We start from the raw sequence: 17782 nt of genomic DNA, 5'->3' as shown, positions 1-17782 counted from the left end.
AATGCGACCTGTGCCGCCGGACATACAGACAGTGAACCGGCGACGAGAGGGCTGATCACCGGCGTTCAGAGGGTGAGCTCCCACATGGTGCGTTGAGCGACCGGGCGGAAGCCGAGCTTGTCGTTGACTGCGATCATCGGGGCGTTCTCCGGAGCGTTCCAGGTGTGCAGGACCGCGGGCTCGGCCAAGTCCGCCTGGATCGCGCGCAGGTTGGGCGCCTTGACCGCGATGCCGAGGCTGCGGCCGCGGTGCGGGCGCCGGACGTAGGTGTCGTACTGGTTGAGGCGGCCCGGGGTCGCCGGGGTGCCGCCCATCTGGGTGTACGCCGCGAGCTCGCCGGAGTCGGTGTGGACGGCGGCGGTCGTGTAGGTGAAGCGGCCCTGGGCGATCCGGCGTTCGTCGGCTTCCCGCACGAGCTCAGGCGTCCAGCGGATGGCTTCGACCGTTCGGTCGCCGGTCGGGACGTCCTCGGCCATCCCGCTGAGCAGGTCGGCGAACTGCTCGATCCATTCCTCTGGGGTGTGCTCACGCCACTGCAGGAGCTCGTAGCCGGGCGGGATGTGGCTGGCGAGTTGGGCGCTCGGCATCGGTAGCTCCAGCACCTGATGCAGCTCTGCGTGCTTGCGGACGAACCCGCGCGCTGCGGCGAACGCCGTACCCGCGCTCTCTCCGGTGTCCGGGTCGCCGGTCAGGTCGAAGCCTGACAGGACGCGCCGGCCGTCGGCCCGGGCCCGCTCGATCACTGCCTCGAGCAGTTGCGTCGCGATCCCACGCCGCCGGTGCGATCGATCGACCGCGATCTCGACGTCGACCGTCTCGGTGTTGCCGAGCAACCACCAGTCGAGCCAGGCAATCCCGAGCCAGGTATCACCATCGACCAGCCCGAGGCCGTCGGCGCGGACGTCGGAATGCTGCCCGGCCATCAGCACCCGGGCCTCCTCCAGCCCCATGCCGACCGGAAACGCGAGCTCCGCCCGCCGGACGGCCTCCCGCACCTCGAAGAACCGCTTGAAGATGTCTGCATCCCGGCCGTCGACCGTCACAATTTCCACCTGCCGAACCCTAGACGGCCGGCCGGCCCCACGCCCCTGAATTCAGGCGCTCCTGCTTCATGTGTGGGCGTCCCCCGAGCGCGCGGCGCCGGGCGAGCTCGACCAGTCGAATCCGATCGATTCCGGTGCGCAACGCTGCCCAGTCCGGGCCGAAGCTCTCCCCCGCCTCAGAAGCCCGCCGGCCGCGCCCCGCACCAGGCTGGCAGGTGTGGACAGGTAGTGCACCGGCGAGACGCCGTACACACCGACCCGACCGCGCTCAACTGCACTACCGGCGGCTCGGCACTACCTGTTGAAATGCACGCCCTCCCGTCTCTCGCCGCCCACCGCAGACTCACCCACGACAATCGGCCCGGCCAGACCAGCGCACCGGCCATACCAACCACCCACACATCAGTCACAAGAGCCTGAATTCAGGCCCGAACCAGCCCGCGCCCGGCCAGGAACGCCTGCCACTCCTCGGCCTGCTCCGGGGTCAGGTCGTCCTCCGGATCGCTACGGCCTCCGCGCGAGGCGGGCGAGGTCGTTGACAGAGACGCCGGGCGCGGGTTCGGGATGCCAGGGCCGGTGCTCGGTCAGCTGGTCGCGCAGCGGCAGGTTTTGGTGCTGCAGTGCCAGGCAGTACATCAGCGGGTCGCGGCTGGCCCGGATCACATCGCGTGGGTCCGGGCTGGGTATACCCGGACGGGGTATTGGTGGTCGCGGTCGCGGCGGTTGTGGGCGACGAAGACATGCGTCGCGCCGTCGTGTTACGCGTCGAGCGCTTACTGGGTGAGTGCGGTTCGCGTGGGCATCTGCGGCTCCCGAGCATGGTGACCGATTGAGGTGGCGGCAGGCGTTGTGTGCCTGCCGGCAACTGCCGTGAAAGCCGGGCCGCCGCGTGGAGGGGCGGTCGGGTAGGCAGGTCACCACCCGGCAGCGAAGGTGCCGGTTACAGCGCGGCCGAAGGTCGCTCCAATCAAGTCGTGACATCGACCGGCGCTGCGGCCTACTCACCCGCAGCCGGGCCCGGGGGAGTGGTGTTGCTGTTCGTCGTGCGCGACTTGCGGGCCTGGCTTCGACGGGCCGTCGCCGAGATCGAAGCTCCGATGGTGGCGAGGCCGCCAATTCGACCGCCCGTAGCCTGATGCGAGACAGGCCGCCGTGACCGCTCAATCCGACTGACGATCCGGCAACGAAAGGGGCCGCCCGACCGGGCGGCCCCTTCCGTTCTTACGCCTAGCCGCGTAGCTGGATGGTGCGCTCCTCGGAGTCGACCCCGCAATCATTGGCCCCGCAGGCGATCGCGTTCGTGACACTTGTCGCCTTGCCCCCGGCGAACTTGCCGCCGTCCGGCAGGATCTCAAGACTCCACGACCGCGGCGTGCCGTCGCACAGAAGGTTGGATACGCCGCTCCCACGCACGGTGAACCGCCCGGCCTGCTGCGTCAGCGTGGTCTCCACGAGCGTGAAGTCCGGCTCACCGGTGCAGGTTGCGGTCCCGCTCACTGTCGCCGAACCGGTCCGACTGTTGAAGCTTGCGACCGGGTGCACGGTGATGTCCACCGTGGGTGGCGGCGGAAGCACATCGATCGTGAGGTTGAGCGTCCCACCGTTGCCTCCTCCGTCGAACTGGTCGTCGAAGATCAGCACGGTGTACGTCGTACCAGCGGTCGCCGTCCACGTCACCGCATTGAACCCACACCTCGCCACGCTCCAGTTCCCCGGGCTGCCGGTCGCCACGATCGCGGCGGCCGAGTACGTCGACGAAGACACATCGGCCTGGAGAATGCCGTCCGCTGTCGGGGTGATCTCGTACCAGACGCTTGCATCGGTCGGCAGGGGCGCGGGTGTTCCACAGAAGTCAGTACTGAGGTCGTCGCTGTCGATGGTCGCCTCGGTGGTGTCGATGGTGTCGGTGAACGGGATGGCCCCGACCGCGGTGCGGCCGCCGTAGGTGTCGTTGCTTGGCGGAGCCGCGAGTGCTGTGCCCGCGGACGTGATCAGGGTGCCGAGCACGAGCGCGGCCAGAGCTGCGCGCCGAAGGTGTCTCATGGTTTCCTCCTCCTACGCCTTGCCACGTAGCAATACGGTGCGCTCCTCGAAGTCGAACGCACACCGGAAGAGGCCGCAGGCGAACGCGTTTGTGACGCTCGCCGCCTTGCCTCCCGCGAACTTGCCGCCGTCCGGCAGCACCTCCACGCTCCAGGACCGCGGCGTGCCGTCGCACAGAATGTCGGAGATGCCGCTGCCGCGCACGGTGAACCGCCCAGCCTGCTGCGACAGCGTGGTCTCCACGACTGCGAAGTCCGGCTCACCGGTGCAGGTCGCGGTCCCGCTCACCGTTGCTGCACCCGTCCTGGAGTTGAAGCCTGCGATCGGGTTCACGGTGATGTCCACCGTGGGTGGCGGCGGGATCACTTCGATCGTGAGGTTGAGCGTCCCACCGTTGCCTCCTCCGTCGAACTGGTCGTCGAAGATCAGCAGGGTGTACGTCGTACCGGCGGTCGCCGTCCACGACACCGCCCCGTGCCCACAGGTCACCAGGCTCCAGTTCCCCGGGCTGCCGGTCGCGACGATCGCGCCGGCCGAGTATGTCGACGACGACACATCGACCGCGAGACCGCCGTCCGCGGCCGCGGTGTGCTCATACCAGACGCTGGCATCGGTCGAGGGTGTTGGGCAGTCCACCCCCTCGATGTCGGTGTCGTCGCTGTCGGTGGTCGCCTCGGTGGTGTCGATGGTGTCGGTGAACGGGATGGCCCCGACCGCGGTGCGGCCGCCGTAGGTGTCGTTGCTTGGCGGAGCCGCGAGTGCTGTGCCCGCGGACGTGATCAGGGTGCCGAGCACGAGCCCGGCCAGAGCTGCGCGCCGAAGATGTCTCATGGTTCCCCCCTTGAGGATGCTCGCGGACGCAAGCCTGCGCGCCCGCAACTGGACGCTGTCCCCGGCGGCCGCCGCCCGGCAGACCTCGATCCCTCCCCGGCCCAGAGCGGCGCCGGCATCCCCCCACCCAGCAGGCCTCCGTCCGCTGGGGCACCGCTCTAGTGGTATTGACGCATCGATGAACCAAATAAGCGAGCGCCGGACGCTGAATGCCCGGGCGCTCGTGCGTCGACAAGTCTCGTGCAGGGACCTCCCATCAGGTAGTGACGTCAGCCACCTGCGGGGGCTGGCTGAGGCAATGAGGTGCCCGGCGCCGGGGGTGTGGAGCCGCTCTTCAGGGGCTTCATCGATGGGGCGCGCCTGCTGGGCCAGGGCGGGCGGCAGCCGGAGGTTGCTGGCGAAACCAGCTATACGAGACCGGCGATCAGCCGGGGGTGTAGGGGCCGACTGCGTGGCACGCGTGGGCGGACCACGGTCTCCGTCAGTGGTGGGGGCGGAGGGCTCGGTTGGCGGCTGGTTCGGCTATTTGGGCGCGGAAGGGGTGGGCCGGGTAGACGCCGAGCAGGCGGACCTCGACGGAGAAGAAGGCGAGCTCTTCCAGGGCGAGGGCGACGTTCGGCTCGTCCGGGTGGCCTTCGATGTCGGCGTAGAACTGGGTGGCGAAGAACATGCCGCCGAGCTGGTAGGACTCCAGCTTGGTCATGTTGACGCCGTTGGTCGCGAACCCGCCGAGCGCCTTGTAGAGCGCGGCCGACACGTTCCGGACGCGGTACACGAAGCTGGTGATGATCGGCCCGGACCCGACCGGCGGTACGTCGGGCTCGCGGGACAGCACCAGGAACCGGGTGGTGTTGTGGTGCTCGTCCTCGACGTCGCCGGCCAGCGTCTCCAGCCCGTACAGGTCGGCGGCGGCCCGCGGCGACAGCGACGCGACGGTCGGGTCGCCGAGCTCGGCGACCTCGCGGGCCGAGCCGGCCGTGTCGTCGGCGACCACGGTCGCCCAGCCGTGCTCGCGGATGATCTTGCGGCACTGGCCGAGCGCGTGGACGTGGCTGCGGACGGTCCGGATCCGGTCGATCGACGTCCCCGGAACGGCGAGCAACTGGAAGTGGATCGGCAGGAAGTACTCGCCGACGATGTGCAGCCCGGACTCCGGCAGCAGGTGGTGGATGTCGGCGACCCGGCCGGCGATCGAGTTGTCCACCGGGATCATCGCCAGCCCGGCCCGGCCGCTGCTGACCGCCTCGAGCGCGTCCTCGAACGTCGTACAGGGCAACTGCTCGCGGTCCGGGTACATGTCGGTGCACGCCATCGCCGAGTTGGCGCCTGGCTCACCCTGGTAAGCGATCGGTCCGTCCACGATCTCCCAGGGTAGACCCCCTCCGTCTCGGCAGACGGATCAGGTGTCCGACTTGCGGACCTTCTTCGGCGCGCCGGTGACCGCGCGGCCCTCCAGCTGCTTGGCCTTGGTGGCGTACATGTCGATGTACTCCTGGCCGGACAGCTCCATGATCTTGTACATGATCTCGTCGGTGACGGCGCGCAGGATCAGCCGGTCGCCCTCCATCCCCTCGTACCGGGAGAAGTCCAGCGGGGCGCCGAACTTGATCGTCGGCGGGGACATCGAGGCGACGATCTTGCCGGGCGGCGCGACCTTGTCGGTGCCGATCACGCCGCACGGGATGACCGGGACCTTGGCCTCCAGCGCCAGCCGGGCGACCCCGGTCCGGCCCTTGTACAGCCGGCCGTCGTGGGAGCGGGTGCCCTCGGGGTAGATGCCGAACAGCTCGCCGCGCTGCAGGACCTTCATCCCGGCCCGCATCGCGCCCTCGGACGCCGAGCCGCCGGAGCGGTCGATCGGCACCTGGCCGGTGCCCTTGAAGAACCCGCGCTGGAACCGGCCCTTGATCCCGGCGCCGGTGAAGTAGTCGGACTTCGCCACGAAAGTGACGCGGCGGCGCAGCACCAGCGGCATGAAGATCCAGTCCGCGTACGACAGGTGGTTGCTGGCGATGATCGCCGGGCCTTCGGCGGGGATGTTCTCGGCGCCGACCACGTTCGGCCGGAAGATGCGCTTGACCGGCGGGCCGATCAGCACGTTCTTCAGCACCCAGTAGATGCCCTTGCCATCGCCGTCCCCGGCCTCCGCCGGGTGTGCCCGGTCCGGCTCGGGCCGCGGCGACTGCGCCGGTTCCGTCATCGATGTCCTTTCCTCACAGTTCCCCGAGTGCTCATGATGCCGCACCGGCGCCCCGATTGGCGTGCACCGCGGCACGCGTGAACTCCTGACACGGGACGTCGCCGCTCCGTAAGCTGCTCACGCCAGTGTCGCCCGGCTGGGGGAGGTCTTGTGAGGACAAGAGGACTGACGGCAGTGCTCGGTGTGGTCGCGGCGGTGTTCGCCGGTCTGCCGGCCGTCGCCGGAGCCAGTACGACGACCGTGCAAGCGAGCACGGCAGGGACCGTGGAAGCGACCGTCGTCCCGCTGCAGGTCACCGGACCGGCGGAATCCCGGTTCAACCTGGTGGTGATGGGGGACGGGTACACCGCGGCCGAGCTGCCGAAGTTCCGCGAGCAGGTCGACAAGCACCTCAACGTGCTCTGGAGCATCGAGCCGTTCAAGTCGTACCGGAACTACCTCAACGTCTACGCGGTCGAGATCCCGTCCCCGCAGAGCGGCGTCGACTGTGACCCGGACGTCGCCTCGCCGAAGGTCGACACCCCGCTGCAGATGGGCTTCTGGGGTGGCTGCAACCCGAACAGCGTCCAGCGCCTGCTGACCGTCAGCTCGACCGCGGCGATCCAGTACGCCGGCCTGGTCGCCGGGACCACCTCGGCCAACCGGCAGATTCTTGCTATCGGCAACAGCGACACGTACGGCGGCGCCGGCGGGACGTACGCGACGGCCTCCGGCGGGAACGCCCTGTCCGCCCTGATCACCCCGCACGAGCTCGGCCACTCGCTCGGCGGCCTGCAGGACGAGTACGACTACTACGCCCGCGGCGAGCGTGGAGCGCCGTACCAGGGTGGTGAACCGTCCTCGATCCACCACACCTTGCTGACGGAGCAGCAAATGCGGGACCAGCAGCGGAAGTGGTTCCGTTGGCTCGGTGAGCCGTCCGAGTCCGGCGGCGTCATCGGCCGCTACGAGGCCGGGATGTACGCCGGATCCGGCGTCTGGCGGCCGAGCCGGCACTCGATGATGAAGACCCTCGGGTACTACTTCGACCAGGTGTCGCGGGAGCGGATGACGCAGCGCATCTCGTCCCGCGCGTCGCTGTTCCAGGGCAGCACGCCGATCGGCCAGGTCGCCGCCGAGCAGGTCGTCTGGCTGCAGACCCTGCACCCGGCCAGCCACGAGCTCGACGTGACGTGGACCTTGGACGGTACGGCGCTACCGACCGCCAACCGCCGCGCCGTCGACCTCTCCACGCTCGACCTGACACCTGGTCTGCACACGCTGATCGCGAAGATCGTCGACCCGACCACGTTCATCCGCGATCCCGCCGTACGGCCGACTGCCTCGCGAACGTGGACGATCGACACCTCGCTGACCGCTCAGGCATCGGCGGAGCCGGTCGAGTTCACCGGGTCGACGTCGACCGAGCACCCGGTGAACGCCGACGAGGTGGTGTACGCCGAGACGACCCAGTCCGACACGGCCGAGGCCGCGATCGAGTGGAAGGTGGACGGCAAGCCGGTCGCGAACCCGGGCAACGACCGGGACTTCGACCTCGGGCCGCTGAAGCTGACCGGGCGGCACACGCTCACGGCGATGGCAGGCGGTCAGACGCTGACGTGGGCGGTCGACGGGACCGAGCCGGTGGTGAAGTCGACGCTGTCGAAGCCTTTGCTGACGGTGCAGAAGCCGACCGGGCCGGAGTACATCTTCAACGACGCGTTCACCATGCAGCTGGCGGCGACGGACGACAGCGACGGGTACGTCGTTCCGGAGTTCCGGGTGAACGGGGACGGTTGGTACAACTACTACGGCTGGCCGACCGACGCGTCTGCGCCGTTCCGGTTCACTGCCGAGGGGACCGAGATCGACCAGCTGGTCTACGGCAAGCTCGGCGTGCCCCGGGTGGTCCCGTGGGACGACGTGCCGTCCGGGTACGGGCGCCACCAGGTCGAGTACCGCGCCATCGATGCCTCCGGCAACATCGGGACCCCGCGGCAGTTCGCAGTCACCCTGCTGCGGCCGGCACCGGCCTGCACGAGCATGGTGACCGGTGTCCACAGCGGCCCGCTGTACTTGCGGTCCGGGGTGACCTGTCTGACCGGGGCCACCATCAACGGCCCCGTCCTGGTCGCCGCAGGCGCGTCCGTAGTCGCCACGGACAGCCAGGTGCTCGGTCCGGTCCGCGCGGACGGCGCAGCCGACGTACACCTCCTTCGGAGCCGCATCGACGGCCCAGTGAGCGCTGACGGCGTCACCAAGAGCCTGGTCGCGGTCGGGAGCACGGTCGACGGCCCGGTCTCGGTCATCAACTCGCGTACGACGGAAGCCGCCGTACTGGCTGGGAACACTGTCGACGGGCCCCTGAGCTGCTCGGGCAACGCCCCGGCACCGGTCAACCTGCAGGCGCCGAACGACGTCTCCGGGCCCCGGACCGGCCAGTGCGCGCGGTTGTGAGTCCCGCAGACATGGGTGTGAGTTTCGGCGACATGTCCGTGGCCGGTTCGGTGCCCTAACTTTTTCGGTGCGGGACAGTCCCGCCGTACTGGAGGGGTGACATGAACGGACTGCGGGTGGCGTCGTTGCTGGCGGCGACGATGACGACCGGGCTGATGGCGGGGATCTATGGGATCTACTCGAACGCCTTCATGCCCGGGCTGGCGACGACCGACGACAAGACGTTCGTCGGCGCGTTCCAGGCGACCGACCGGGCCATCATGAACCCGCTGTTCCTGCTGGTCGGCTTCCTCGGCGCGGCGGTGTTCACGGTGGCCGCGGGCCTGTTCAGCCTGCGGGAGCAGGCGCTGCCCTGGATCGCGATCGCGTTCGTGCTGTACCTGGTCACGATGATCCTCACGGTGGCGGTGAACGTCCCGCTGAACGACGCGCTCAAGGCGGCCGGCGACCCGAACACGATCGACGTCGCCGCCGCCCGGGCGGCCTTCAACGAGAGCCGCTGGCGGGCGTACAACCTGGTCCGCGTCGTGCTCAGCACGGTCGCCTTCGGGCTGCTCGCCTGGGCGCTCTACCTGACCGGCAAGTCGGCCGCCCAGCCCTGACATGACCGGGCCCTGACACGACAGCGCGTGATGCCAGCGGGGCCGGCGACTACCGGATGTTGCTCACGGTGATCGCTGGGATCGCGCTGGGCGTCGCCGCGACCGCCTTGCCGACCCTGATCGAGGGCCCGTACCTGGACTGGACCTACGCGGCCAAGGTCGTGATGTGGGTCACCGGCGTGCTGGCCGGGATCCTCGAGTACCTGGCCGTCTCGTTCGGCTCCCGGCTCTACTTCACCCGGGTCGAGGTGTTCGCGACGACCAGCCTCGCGCTGGTGTTCCTGGCCCAGGCCGGGCTGTTCGTCGTCCTCACGCTGGACCGTGACGACCTGCTGGCGAGCCGGTGGTTCAGCGTGTACGCGATCTTCTGCCTGGCCGCCGCGCTGGAGGCCAACCACGGCCGCCGGATGATCGGCCGGTACGCCGGAAATCGCTTCCCCGCCGACGTGGTCGCGCTGTACGTCCGTTCGCTGCGGGAGATCGTCGGACTGCTCCTGGCCGCCGCGGTGACCGGGCTCGGGTTCGCGATCCTCGGGCAGTGGGCCGCCGACTGGCTCACCTTCGGGTTCGCGGTCGTCGCGCTGATCGTCGTACTGGCGGCCAACGTGCACCAGGAGCGGATCCGGAACGCGCTGGCCACCCACGGCGTCCTGCCCAGGGGCCCGGCCTGAGACAATGCGCGGGTGGCACCAGTTCAAGCTCCGCCGTCGCAGCAACTGCCCGCGGTCCAGAAGTTGCGGGTCCGGTTCGCCAAGCGCGGGCGGCTGAGATTCACCTCACACCGCGACTTCCAGCGGGCCTTCGAGCGCGCCGTCCGACGGGCCGGGCTCCCGGTCGCGTTCTCGCACGGCTTCAGCCCGCACCCGAAGATCTCGTACGCCGGCGCCGCACCGACCGGAGCCGCCTCCGAAGCGGAGTATCTGGAGATTTCGCTCACACACGAGCGGGACGCCGAGCAGGTCCGGGCCGCCCTCGACGAGGCGCTGCCGCCCGGGCTGGACGTCCTCGAGGTGGTGGTCGCCGGGCCAGGGTCGCTGGCCGAGCGACTGGAGGCCAGCGAGTGGCAGATCGCCCTGCCAGGTACGGATCCGGCCGCCGCGGAGGTCGCGGTGGCGGCCTTCCTGGCCCGGGACGAAATTCTGGTCGAGCGCATGACCAAACGGGGCGTTCGCTCGTTCGACTGTCGGGACGCGGTTCTCCGACTCACCGTCGCGAGTGAACCGGCCCAGGTTGCGACGTGTGCGATACTGCAAGTGGTGTTACGGCACGGAACCCCGGCCGTGAGACCCGACGACGTTCTCGCCGGCGTGCTCGACGTAGCGACGCTCCCGGTGACGGGCCCGGCTCTTTTGACCAGGCTCGCCCAGGGCCCGCTCATCGCAGCCGCAGGCACGGTGGACGACCCGCTCGCTCGTGACCGCGACGCCACCCAGGCGACCGCGACCGGCCAGGCGGACGACCACCAGACGCACACAGCGGAGGGCGACGCCGCCGCTCCCTCCGAGCCCTGAGCACGGGCGGAGCGGATCCAGCAGGCTTCCGCCCGTGCCGGCACCGACGCCGGCGCGCGGCGAACCGTGACCGCCTTGTGGCAGCGTCCGGACCCGTGACAGGGGTCGCAGGATGCGCCGGAGGGCTTGAGGAGACCGCACCGCATGCTCGACAACGAGCCGACCACCGAAGCAGCCGACACGGCTGCACCCGCCCAGCAGCAGCCACCCGCTCGACAGCGCACATCGAAGGCGGCCGCGAAGAAGGCGACTGCCGCGAAGAAGACCACGACCACCACGCGCAAGCGGACGGCCAAGAAGGCCGCCGTCGCCGAGGAGGTCCCCACCCAGTCGGACGGCGAGGCCGCCGACCCGGCTCCGGTGAAGAAGGCCGCCGCCAAGAAGGCCGCGGCCGCCAAGAAGACGACGGCGAAGAAGGCCGCCCCGGCGAAGAAGGCCGCGGCCAAGAAGACCGCCACCAAGCGGCCGGCGAAGAAGGCCGCCGCCCAGGACGCGTTCCCGGAGCTGAGCGAGGCGGAGACCTCCACCGCCGACGCCGGCCCGGTCGTCGAGAGCGCCCCGGCGCCGGCGAAGAAGACCACGCGCAAGCGCACCGCGAAGAAGGCGGCTGTCGCTCCGGTGGACGACCTGATCGCCGAGCAGACCCCGGTCACCGACGGCCCGGTCGCCGACGCCGAGACCGACGAGGAAGAGACCACCGAGGTCGCGACCGCCGAGACCGCTGAGGCGGGTGCTCCGGCCGAGGTCGCCGTACCCGAGGAGGCTCCGCAGCGGCGGACCCGGCGGCGTGCTCCGGCGGCGGCCGCGGTGCTGTTCCAGGCGCCGACCGACGTGCCGAGCACGGCGCCTGCGAAGGCTGCGGCGACCAGCCCGGTCGAGGCGACGCCGGAGCCCACCGAGACCACCGAGCCGGGTGCCGACGAGCAGCCGACCACCACGCGGCGCCGCCGCAGCCGTCGCGGCCGCGACACCGAGGCCCGCGAGACCGAGGCTCGCGACGCCGAGGAGGTCGCCGCCGACCGCGCCGAGCCGGTGAAGGAGGCGGCCGCGGCCGTCGCCGAGACCACCGAGGACGCGAAGGACGCAAAGGCCGCTGAGGCCGAGGTCGACGCCGACTCCGAGGACGGCGACGACAGCGGCGAGGGCACCCGTCGCCGCCGCCGGCGCCGCGGTGGCCGTCGCCGCCGCAAGTCCGGTGACGCCGACGGCGCCGAGGACAGCTCCGACGAGCAGTCCGACGACGACGAGCACGACGAGCAGGACAGCGCAGCGGGCTCCGACGACGAGCAGGACGCCGCGGACGGTGACGACGACGAGGGCTCGGGCAGCTCGTCGCGCCGCCGGCGCCGGCGTCGCCGCCGCCGTGGCGAGGACAGCGCCGCGTCGCCCGACGACCCGGACGAGACCGTCGTCCGCGTCCGCGAGCCGCGCAGCAAGAACACCGCCAGCGAGATCACCGCGGTCGAGGGCTCGACCCGGCTGGAGGCGAAGAAGCAGCGCCGCCGCGAGGGCCGCGCCGCCGGCCGCCGCCGGGCGCCGATCGTCACCGAGGCCGAGTTCCTGGCCCGGCGCGAGTCGGTCGAGCGGACCATGGTGATCCGGTCCCGCGAGGACCTGACCCAGATCGCGGTGTCCGAGGACAACGTCCTGGTCGAGCACTACGTCGCCCAGGCCGAGCAGACCTCGCTGATCGGCAACGTGTACCTCGGCCGGGTGCAGAACGTGCTGCCCAGCATGGAGGCAGCGTTCATCGACATCGGCAAGGGCCGCAACGCCGTCCTCTACGCCGGTGAGGTCGACTGGGCCACGGTCGGCGGGTCCAACGGGCCGCGCAAGATCGAGCAGGTGCTGAAGTCCGGCCAGTCGGTCCTGGTCCAGGTGACCAAGGACCCGATCGGTCACAAGGGCGCCCGGCTCACCAACCAGATCAGCCTGCCCGGCCGGTACGTCGTCTACGTCCCGCGCGGCGGCAACGGCGGCATCAGCCGCAAGCTGCCCGACACCGAGCGGAACCGGCTGAAGACGATCCTCAAGGACATCGTCCCGGACGAGGCCGGCGTGATCGTCCGGACCGCGGCCGAGGGCGCCTCGGAGGAGGAGCTGACCGCCGACGTCAGCCGGCTGCAGTCGTTCTGGGAGGACATCGACAAGAAGTCCAAGAACGGCCAGGCCCCGAACCTGCTGTACGGCGAGCCGGACCTGCTGATCCGCGTCGTACGGGACCTGTTCACCGAGGACTTCGCCAAGCTGGTGATCTCCGGCGACCGGGCCTACGACCAGGTCAGCGAGTACGTGACCAGCGTCGCGCCGCACCTGGCCGACCGGGTCGAGAAGTGGTCCGGCGAGGGCGACGTGTTCGCGAACTACCGGATCGATGAGCAGATCAAGAAGGCGCTGGACCGCAAGGTCTGGCTGCCGTCCGGCGGCTCGCTGATCATCGACCGGACCGAGGCGATGACGGTCGTCGACGTGAACACCGGCAAGTTCACGGGCTCCGGCGGCAACCTCGAGGAGACCGTCACCAAGAACAACCTGGAGGCGGCCGAGGAGATCGTCCGCCAGCTCCGGCTGCGCGACATCGGCGGCATCATCGTGATCGACTTCATCGACATGGTGCTGGAGTCGAACCGCGACCTGGTGCTGCGCCGGCTGGTCGAGTGCCTGGGCCGGGACCGGACCAAGCACCAGGTGGCCGAGGTCACCTCGCTCGGCCTGGTGCAGATGACCCGGAAGCGGATCGGCACCGGCCTGCTCGAGGCGTTCAGCGAGAACTGCGACCACTGCGGCGGCCGCGGCCTGATCCTGCACGACGAGCCGAAGGAGTCCCGCCGGCGCGACAGCCGTGGCGGTGGCGGTGGCGGCCAGGAGCAGAAGCCGGCCGCCCAGGCTGCCGACGAAGGCGGGCGGAAGAGCTCGCGTCGTCGCCGGGGCAAGGGCCGCGCCGAGGAGGAGCAGGCCGAGCCGGAGGCGACGCCGCACAACGGCGACGCGGCCCAGCGGCTGGCCCAGATCGCTGCCGCCTCGTCTGCGAAGAAGGCCGACGGCGACGACTCCGTGAGCACGGACGCCGAGCCGACCACGTCCGGTACGCCGGAGCCGACCGGCTACCCGGTCTCCGCCGAGGCCGGCGAGCAGGTCAGCCCGGAGGCCACCGGTTTCCCGGCGCCCGCCGAGACGGCCGAGGCGACGACCACCGTCGGTGCGGCGGACGCCGCGCCGGACGAGGCGGCGCAGAACGGCGCACCAAAGACCACCCGGCGCCGGCGCAGCAGCCGGAGCCGGAGCAAGACAGCTACTGAGGGTGACTCGGCAAAGAACGAAACCGAGGCCGTGGAACTCGTCACCACCGGCAGTTGAGTGGCGTGTCCCCGAGCAGGTGGGCCGGTTTGACCCGTCTGTGAGGGGACCCGTAAACTTGAGCGTCGGCGCGCGTTCCGCGTGCCATGTTTGTGTGGGCCGCCAGGTCTGTGCAGGCCCCCGTAAGTTTTCCGAACCAGCAGAGAGTGAGATCCACGGTGTACGCGATCGTGCGCAGTGGCGGCACCCAGCAGAAGGTCGCCGTCGGCGATGTCATCGAGATCGACAGCCTGACGGACAAGGTGGGCGACACCGTGTCCCTGCCGGCGGTCCTGGTCGTCGATGGCGACACCGTGACGACCGACGCCGAGGCGCTCGCCAAGGTGGCTGTATCGGCCGAGGTCCTGGGCCGCACCAAGGGCCCCAAGATCAACATCCTCAAGTACAAGAACAAGACCGGTTACCGCAAGCGCCAGGGGCACCGTCAGCACTACACCCAGGTCAAGGTCACCGCGATCGACGCTAAGAAACTGTCTTCCTCTGAGAAGAAGGGGAGCTGATCTGAGATGGCACACAAAAAGGGAGCAGCGTCGACCCGTAACGGTCGCGACTCCAACGCGCAGCGGCTCGGCGTGAAGCGGTACGGCGGTCAGCTGGTCAACGCCGGCGAGATCATCGTCCGCCAGCGTGGCACCCACTTCCACCCGGGCAACCTGGTCGGCCGTGGCGGCGACGACACCCTGTTCGCGCTGGCCGAGGGTACGGTCGAGTTCGGCACCCGGCGCGGTCGCCGCGTCGTCAACATCGTCCCGGCCCCGGCGGAGTAATCCCGCCGCCCGGACGTATTTCAAGCTCTGTCGAAGGGCGGGTCGCGGAATACCGCGGACCCGCCCTTCGGCTGTGTAAGACAAGAAAAGAAAAGAACCGCCCCTCGCTTCGCTCGGGGCGGGGAATGAATCAAAGCCCACCGGCGTGGGCTGGGGTTGAACCCCAACCGGCGTGGGTGGGTTGAACGTCCACCGGCGTGGGTGGGTTGTAAGCCCATCGGCGTGGGTGGGTTGGTTGGAGCTCTCGCTCGGTTGGGCGGGGTGATGGACTACAGGAAGTAGAGAAGGTCGTGGCGATTCCCAGCTTTGTCGATCGGGTCACGGTGCAGGTTGCCGCGGGCCGCGGCGGAAACGGGTGCGCCTCGGTGCACCGGGAGAAGTTCAAGCCGCTCGGCGGCCCGGACGGCGGCAACGGCGGTGACGGCGGCAGCGTGATCCTGCGCGTCGACCCGGACGTGACCACGCTGGTCGACTATCACCGCTCCAGCCACCGCACCGCCACGAACGGTGCCCAGGGCAAGGGTGACCACCAGGCCGGCAGCAATGGCGCCGACGTCGTCCTGCCGGTCCCGGACGGCACCGTCATCAGCACGGTGAACGGCGAGGTCCTCGCCGACCTGGTCGGCCCCGGCGCGCAGTTCGTCGCGGCCCAGGGCGGTAAGGGCGGCCTCGGCAACGCGGCCCTGGCCAGCAGCACCCGCAAGGCTCCCGGCTTCGCACTGCTCGGCGAGGACGGCGAGGAACGCATCCTCGTCCTCGAGCTCAAGGTGGTCGCCGACGTCGGCCTGGTCGGCTTCCCGAGTGCCGGCAAGTCCTCGCTGGTCGCGTCGATCAGCCGGGCCCGGCCGAAGATCGCCGACTACCCGTTCACGACCCTGATCCCGAACCTCGGCGTGGTCGTTGCCGGTGACACCATCTTCACCGTGGCCGACGTACCCGGGCTGATCGAGGGCGCGAGCGAGGGGCGCGGGCTCGGGCACGACTTCCTGCGGCACGTCGAGCGGTGCGCGGCGCTCGTGCACGTGATCGACTGCGCGACGTACGAGCCGGGCCGGGACCCGGTCAGCGACCTCGACACGATCGAGGCCGAGCTACAGGCCCATGGCGGGCTGGACGACCGGCCGCGACTCGTTGCCCTGAACAAGATCGACGTACCGGACGCGCGGGAGATCGCGGAGATGGTGCAGGCCGAGCTGGAGCAGCGCGGACTGCGGGTGTTCCCGATCTCGACCGCGAGCCACGCAGGCCTGGAAGCGCTGAAGTTCGCGATGGCCGAGATCGTCGGCAAGAGCCGGGCCGAGGCGGAGAAGCCCGACACCACGCGGATCGTGATCCGGCCGCAGGCGCAGGGCGGTCCCGAGTTCAAGGTGAAGAAGCTGCCGGAGGACGGCGGCTGGCTGGTGCAGGGCGACAAGCCCGAGCGCTGGGTGAAGCAGACCGACTTCGCGAACGCGGAGGCGACCGGCTACCTGGCCGACCGGCTGAACCGGCTCGGGGTCGAGGAGGAGCTGCTCAAGCTGGGTGCGCTCCCCGGAGACGCGGTCGTGATCGGCGACGGGCCGAACGCGATCGTGTTCGACTTCGCGCCGGACGTCCAGGCCGGCGCCGAGATCCTGGCCCGGCGCGGTGAGGACCACCGGCTCGAGGAGGCCCGCCCGGCGGCCCAGCGGCGCCGGCAGAAGGACACCGAGTACCACGCCCACCGGTCCGGCGAGATCGTCACGGACCGGTCCGAGTACGGGCAGGGCTGGATCGAGGACGAGGTCGACATGTCCCCGGCCGAGGCGAAGCGAGCGGCAGAGAAGGCGGAGAAGCTGGCGCGCAAGGAGGCGCGTGAGCTCGAAGCTCAGAAGGAACTCGACCAGAACGGTTGATTTCGATGAAACATCGCGCGGAGGCCGTGAAGGCCACGCGGATCGTGGTGAAGGTCGGCTCGTCCTCCCTGACCCAGCGCGGCAAGATCGATGTGGCACGCCTGCGGCTGCTCGTCGACGCCATCGCCGCGCGCCGGGTCGAGGGAACCGAGGTCGTGCTCGTGTCGTCCGGTGCGATCGCGGCCGGGCTGGCTCCGATGGGCCTGCGCACGCGACCGCGCGACCTGGCCACGCAGCAGGCGGCGGCGTCGGTCGGGCAGGGCCTGCTGATGGCTCGCTACAGCGACGCGTTCGCGGCACACGGGTTGAAGGTCGGCCAGGTGCTGCTGACGGTCGACGACGTGACCCGGCGAAGCCACTACCGCAACGCGTACCGGACGTTCGCGCGGTTGCTCGAGCTGGGCGTCGTACCGATCGTGAACGAGAACGACACGGTCGCGACGACCGAGATCCGGTTCGGTGACAACGACCGGCTCGCCGCGCTGACCAGTCACTTGGTGCACGCCGATCTGCTGCTTCTGCTGTCGGACGTCGACGGCCTGTACGACGGGGACCCGCGCAAGCCGGGTACGTCGATGGTCGCCGACGTCCGTGGAGCGGCGGATCTCGAGAAGCTGAAGATCGGCCGGACCGGGACGTCGGGAGTCGGCACCGGCGGCATGCAGACGAAGGTGGAAGCGGCCGCAATCGCGACGGAGGCTGGGATTCCGGTCGTCCTGACGTCGGCCGCGCGGGTCGGCGACGCGCTGAAGGGCTTGCCGGTCGGCACGCTCTTCCACCCGACCGGCCGCCGCCGCAAGACCCGCCTGCTCTGGCTCGCCCACGCCACCTCCGGCCAAGGCCGCCTCCGCCTCGACGAAGGTGCGGTCCGCGCGGTGACCGAGCGCCGTACGTCGCTCCTGCCAGCCGGAATCTCCGGTGTCGAGGGGACCTTCTCCGCGGGTGATCCCGTCGACCTGGTCTCACCCGCGGGAGTCGTCGTCGCCCGTGGCCTGGTCAACTACGACGCGACCGAGCTCCCGGACCTGCTGGGTCGCTCGACTCGCGACCTGGCCCGGGAGCTCGGGGCGGCGTACGAACGTGAAGTGGTCCACCGCGACGACCTGGTCCTGCTGTGA

15 protein-coding genes are annotated in these 17782 nt (G+C 70.1%); 9 read left to right on the top strand and 6 right to left on the bottom strand.

What is annotated here, in order from left to right; all coding sequences use genetic code 11:
• Positions 1 to 65 precede the first annotated feature (65 nt).
• The 6 genes from AB0H36_RS10005 to AB0H36_RS09980 form a co-directional block, all read right to left on the bottom strand.
• Positions 66 to 1052, bottom strand: a complete 987-nt coding sequence (locus AB0H36_RS10005) for a GNAT family N-acetyltransferase (protein ID WP_360519572.1) — start codon at positions 1050 to 1052, stop codon at positions 66 to 68.
• A 495-nt stretch (positions 1053 to 1547) separates the two neighbouring features.
• Positions 1548 to 1706 carry a hypothetical protein gene (locus AB0H36_RS10000; RefSeq protein WP_360519569.1) on the bottom strand — a complete coding sequence of 53 codons (159 nt, stop codon included), beginning with the start codon at positions 1704 to 1706 and terminating at the stop codon, positions 1548 to 1550.
• A 564-nt stretch (positions 1707 to 2270) separates the two neighbouring features.
• A complete protein-coding gene (locus AB0H36_RS09995; RefSeq protein WP_360519566.1) occupies positions 2271 to 3086 on the bottom strand; it encodes a DUF6299 family protein in 816 nt (271 codons plus the stop codon).
• 12 nt (positions 3087 to 3098) lie between these two features.
• The gene (locus AB0H36_RS09990; RefSeq protein ID WP_360519563.1) at positions 3099 to 3917 is read right to left on the bottom strand and encodes a DUF6299 family protein; all 819 of its coding nucleotides are present in this window, start codon (positions 3915 to 3917) and stop codon (positions 3099 to 3101) included.
• Between the two features lie 481 nt (positions 3918 to 4398).
• Positions 4399 to 5277 carry a prephenate dehydratase gene (locus tag AB0H36_RS09985; RefSeq protein WP_360519560.1) on the bottom strand — a complete coding sequence of 293 codons (879 nt, stop codon included), beginning with the start codon at positions 5275 to 5277 and terminating at the stop codon, positions 4399 to 4401.
• 39 nt (positions 5278 to 5316) lie between these two features.
• Complete coding sequence (locus AB0H36_RS09980; protein ID WP_360519557.1) at positions 5317 to 6117, bottom strand: lysophospholipid acyltransferase family protein; 801 nt, start codon at positions 6115 to 6117, stop codon at positions 5317 to 5319.
• Between the two features lie 150 nt (positions 6118 to 6267).
• Between AB0H36_RS09980 and AB0H36_RS09975 the strand changes: the two genes are divergently transcribed.
• The 9 genes from AB0H36_RS09975 to proB all read left to right on the top strand — a co-directional run bounded on the left by AB0H36_RS09975 (position 6268) and on the right by proB (position 17782).
• Positions 6268 to 8553 (top strand): M64 family metallopeptidase, encoded by a 2286-nt coding sequence (locus tag AB0H36_RS09975; RefSeq protein ID WP_360519554.1) that lies wholly within the window; start codon positions 6268 to 6270, stop codon positions 8551 to 8553.
• Between the two features lie 101 nt (positions 8554 to 8654).
• Positions 8655 to 9155, top strand: a complete 501-nt coding sequence (locus AB0H36_RS09970) for an anthrone oxygenase family protein (protein ID WP_360519551.1) — start codon at positions 8655 to 8657, stop codon at positions 9153 to 9155.
• Between the two features lie 68 nt (positions 9156 to 9223).
• Positions 9224 to 9826 carry a hypothetical protein gene (locus tag AB0H36_RS09965; protein ID WP_360519549.1) on the top strand — a complete coding sequence of 201 codons (603 nt, stop codon included), beginning with the start codon at positions 9224 to 9226 and terminating at the stop codon, positions 9824 to 9826.
• 12 nt (positions 9827 to 9838) lie between these two features.
• The gene (locus AB0H36_RS09960) at positions 9839 to 10666 is read left to right on the top strand and encodes a TIGR03936 family radical SAM-associated protein (protein ID WP_360519546.1); all 828 of its coding nucleotides are present in this window, start codon (positions 9839 to 9841) and stop codon (positions 10664 to 10666) included.
• A gap of 144 nt (positions 10667 to 10810) precedes the next feature.
• Complete coding sequence (locus tag AB0H36_RS09955) at positions 10811 to 14023, top strand: Rne/Rng family ribonuclease (RefSeq protein WP_360519543.1); 3213 nt, start codon at positions 10811 to 10813, stop codon at positions 14021 to 14023.
• A 158-nt stretch (positions 14024 to 14181) separates the two neighbouring features.
• Positions 14182 to 14523, top strand: coding sequence for a 50S ribosomal protein L21 (gene rplU, locus AB0H36_RS09950; RefSeq protein ID WP_360519540.1), 342 nt, complete (start codon positions 14182 to 14184; stop codon positions 14521 to 14523).
• Between the two features lie 6 nt (positions 14524 to 14529).
• Positions 14530 to 14790: a 50S ribosomal protein L27 gene (gene rpmA, locus AB0H36_RS09945; protein ID WP_132152713.1), complete on the top strand. Its 261-nt coding sequence runs from the start codon at positions 14530 to 14532 to the stop codon at positions 14788 to 14790.
• 290 nt (positions 14791 to 15080) lie between these two features.
• The gene (obgE, locus tag AB0H36_RS09940; protein ID WP_360519537.1) at positions 15081 to 16664 is read left to right on the top strand and encodes a GTPase ObgE; all 1584 of its coding nucleotides are present in this window, start codon (positions 15081 to 15083) and stop codon (positions 16662 to 16664) included.
• 5 nt (positions 16665 to 16669) lie between these two features.
• Positions 16670 to 17782, top strand: a complete 1113-nt coding sequence (gene proB, locus AB0H36_RS09935; RefSeq protein ID WP_360519534.1) for a glutamate 5-kinase — start codon at positions 16670 to 16672, stop codon at positions 17780 to 17782.

Origin of the sequence: Kribbella sp. NPDC050820, from assembly GCF_040653975.1 — a bacterium.
In the GTDB taxonomy this organism is placed as follows: domain Bacteria; phylum Actinomycetota; class Actinomycetes; order Propionibacteriales; family Kribbellaceae; genus Kribbella.
This window is presented reverse-complemented; position numbering and strand designations above follow the sequence as displayed.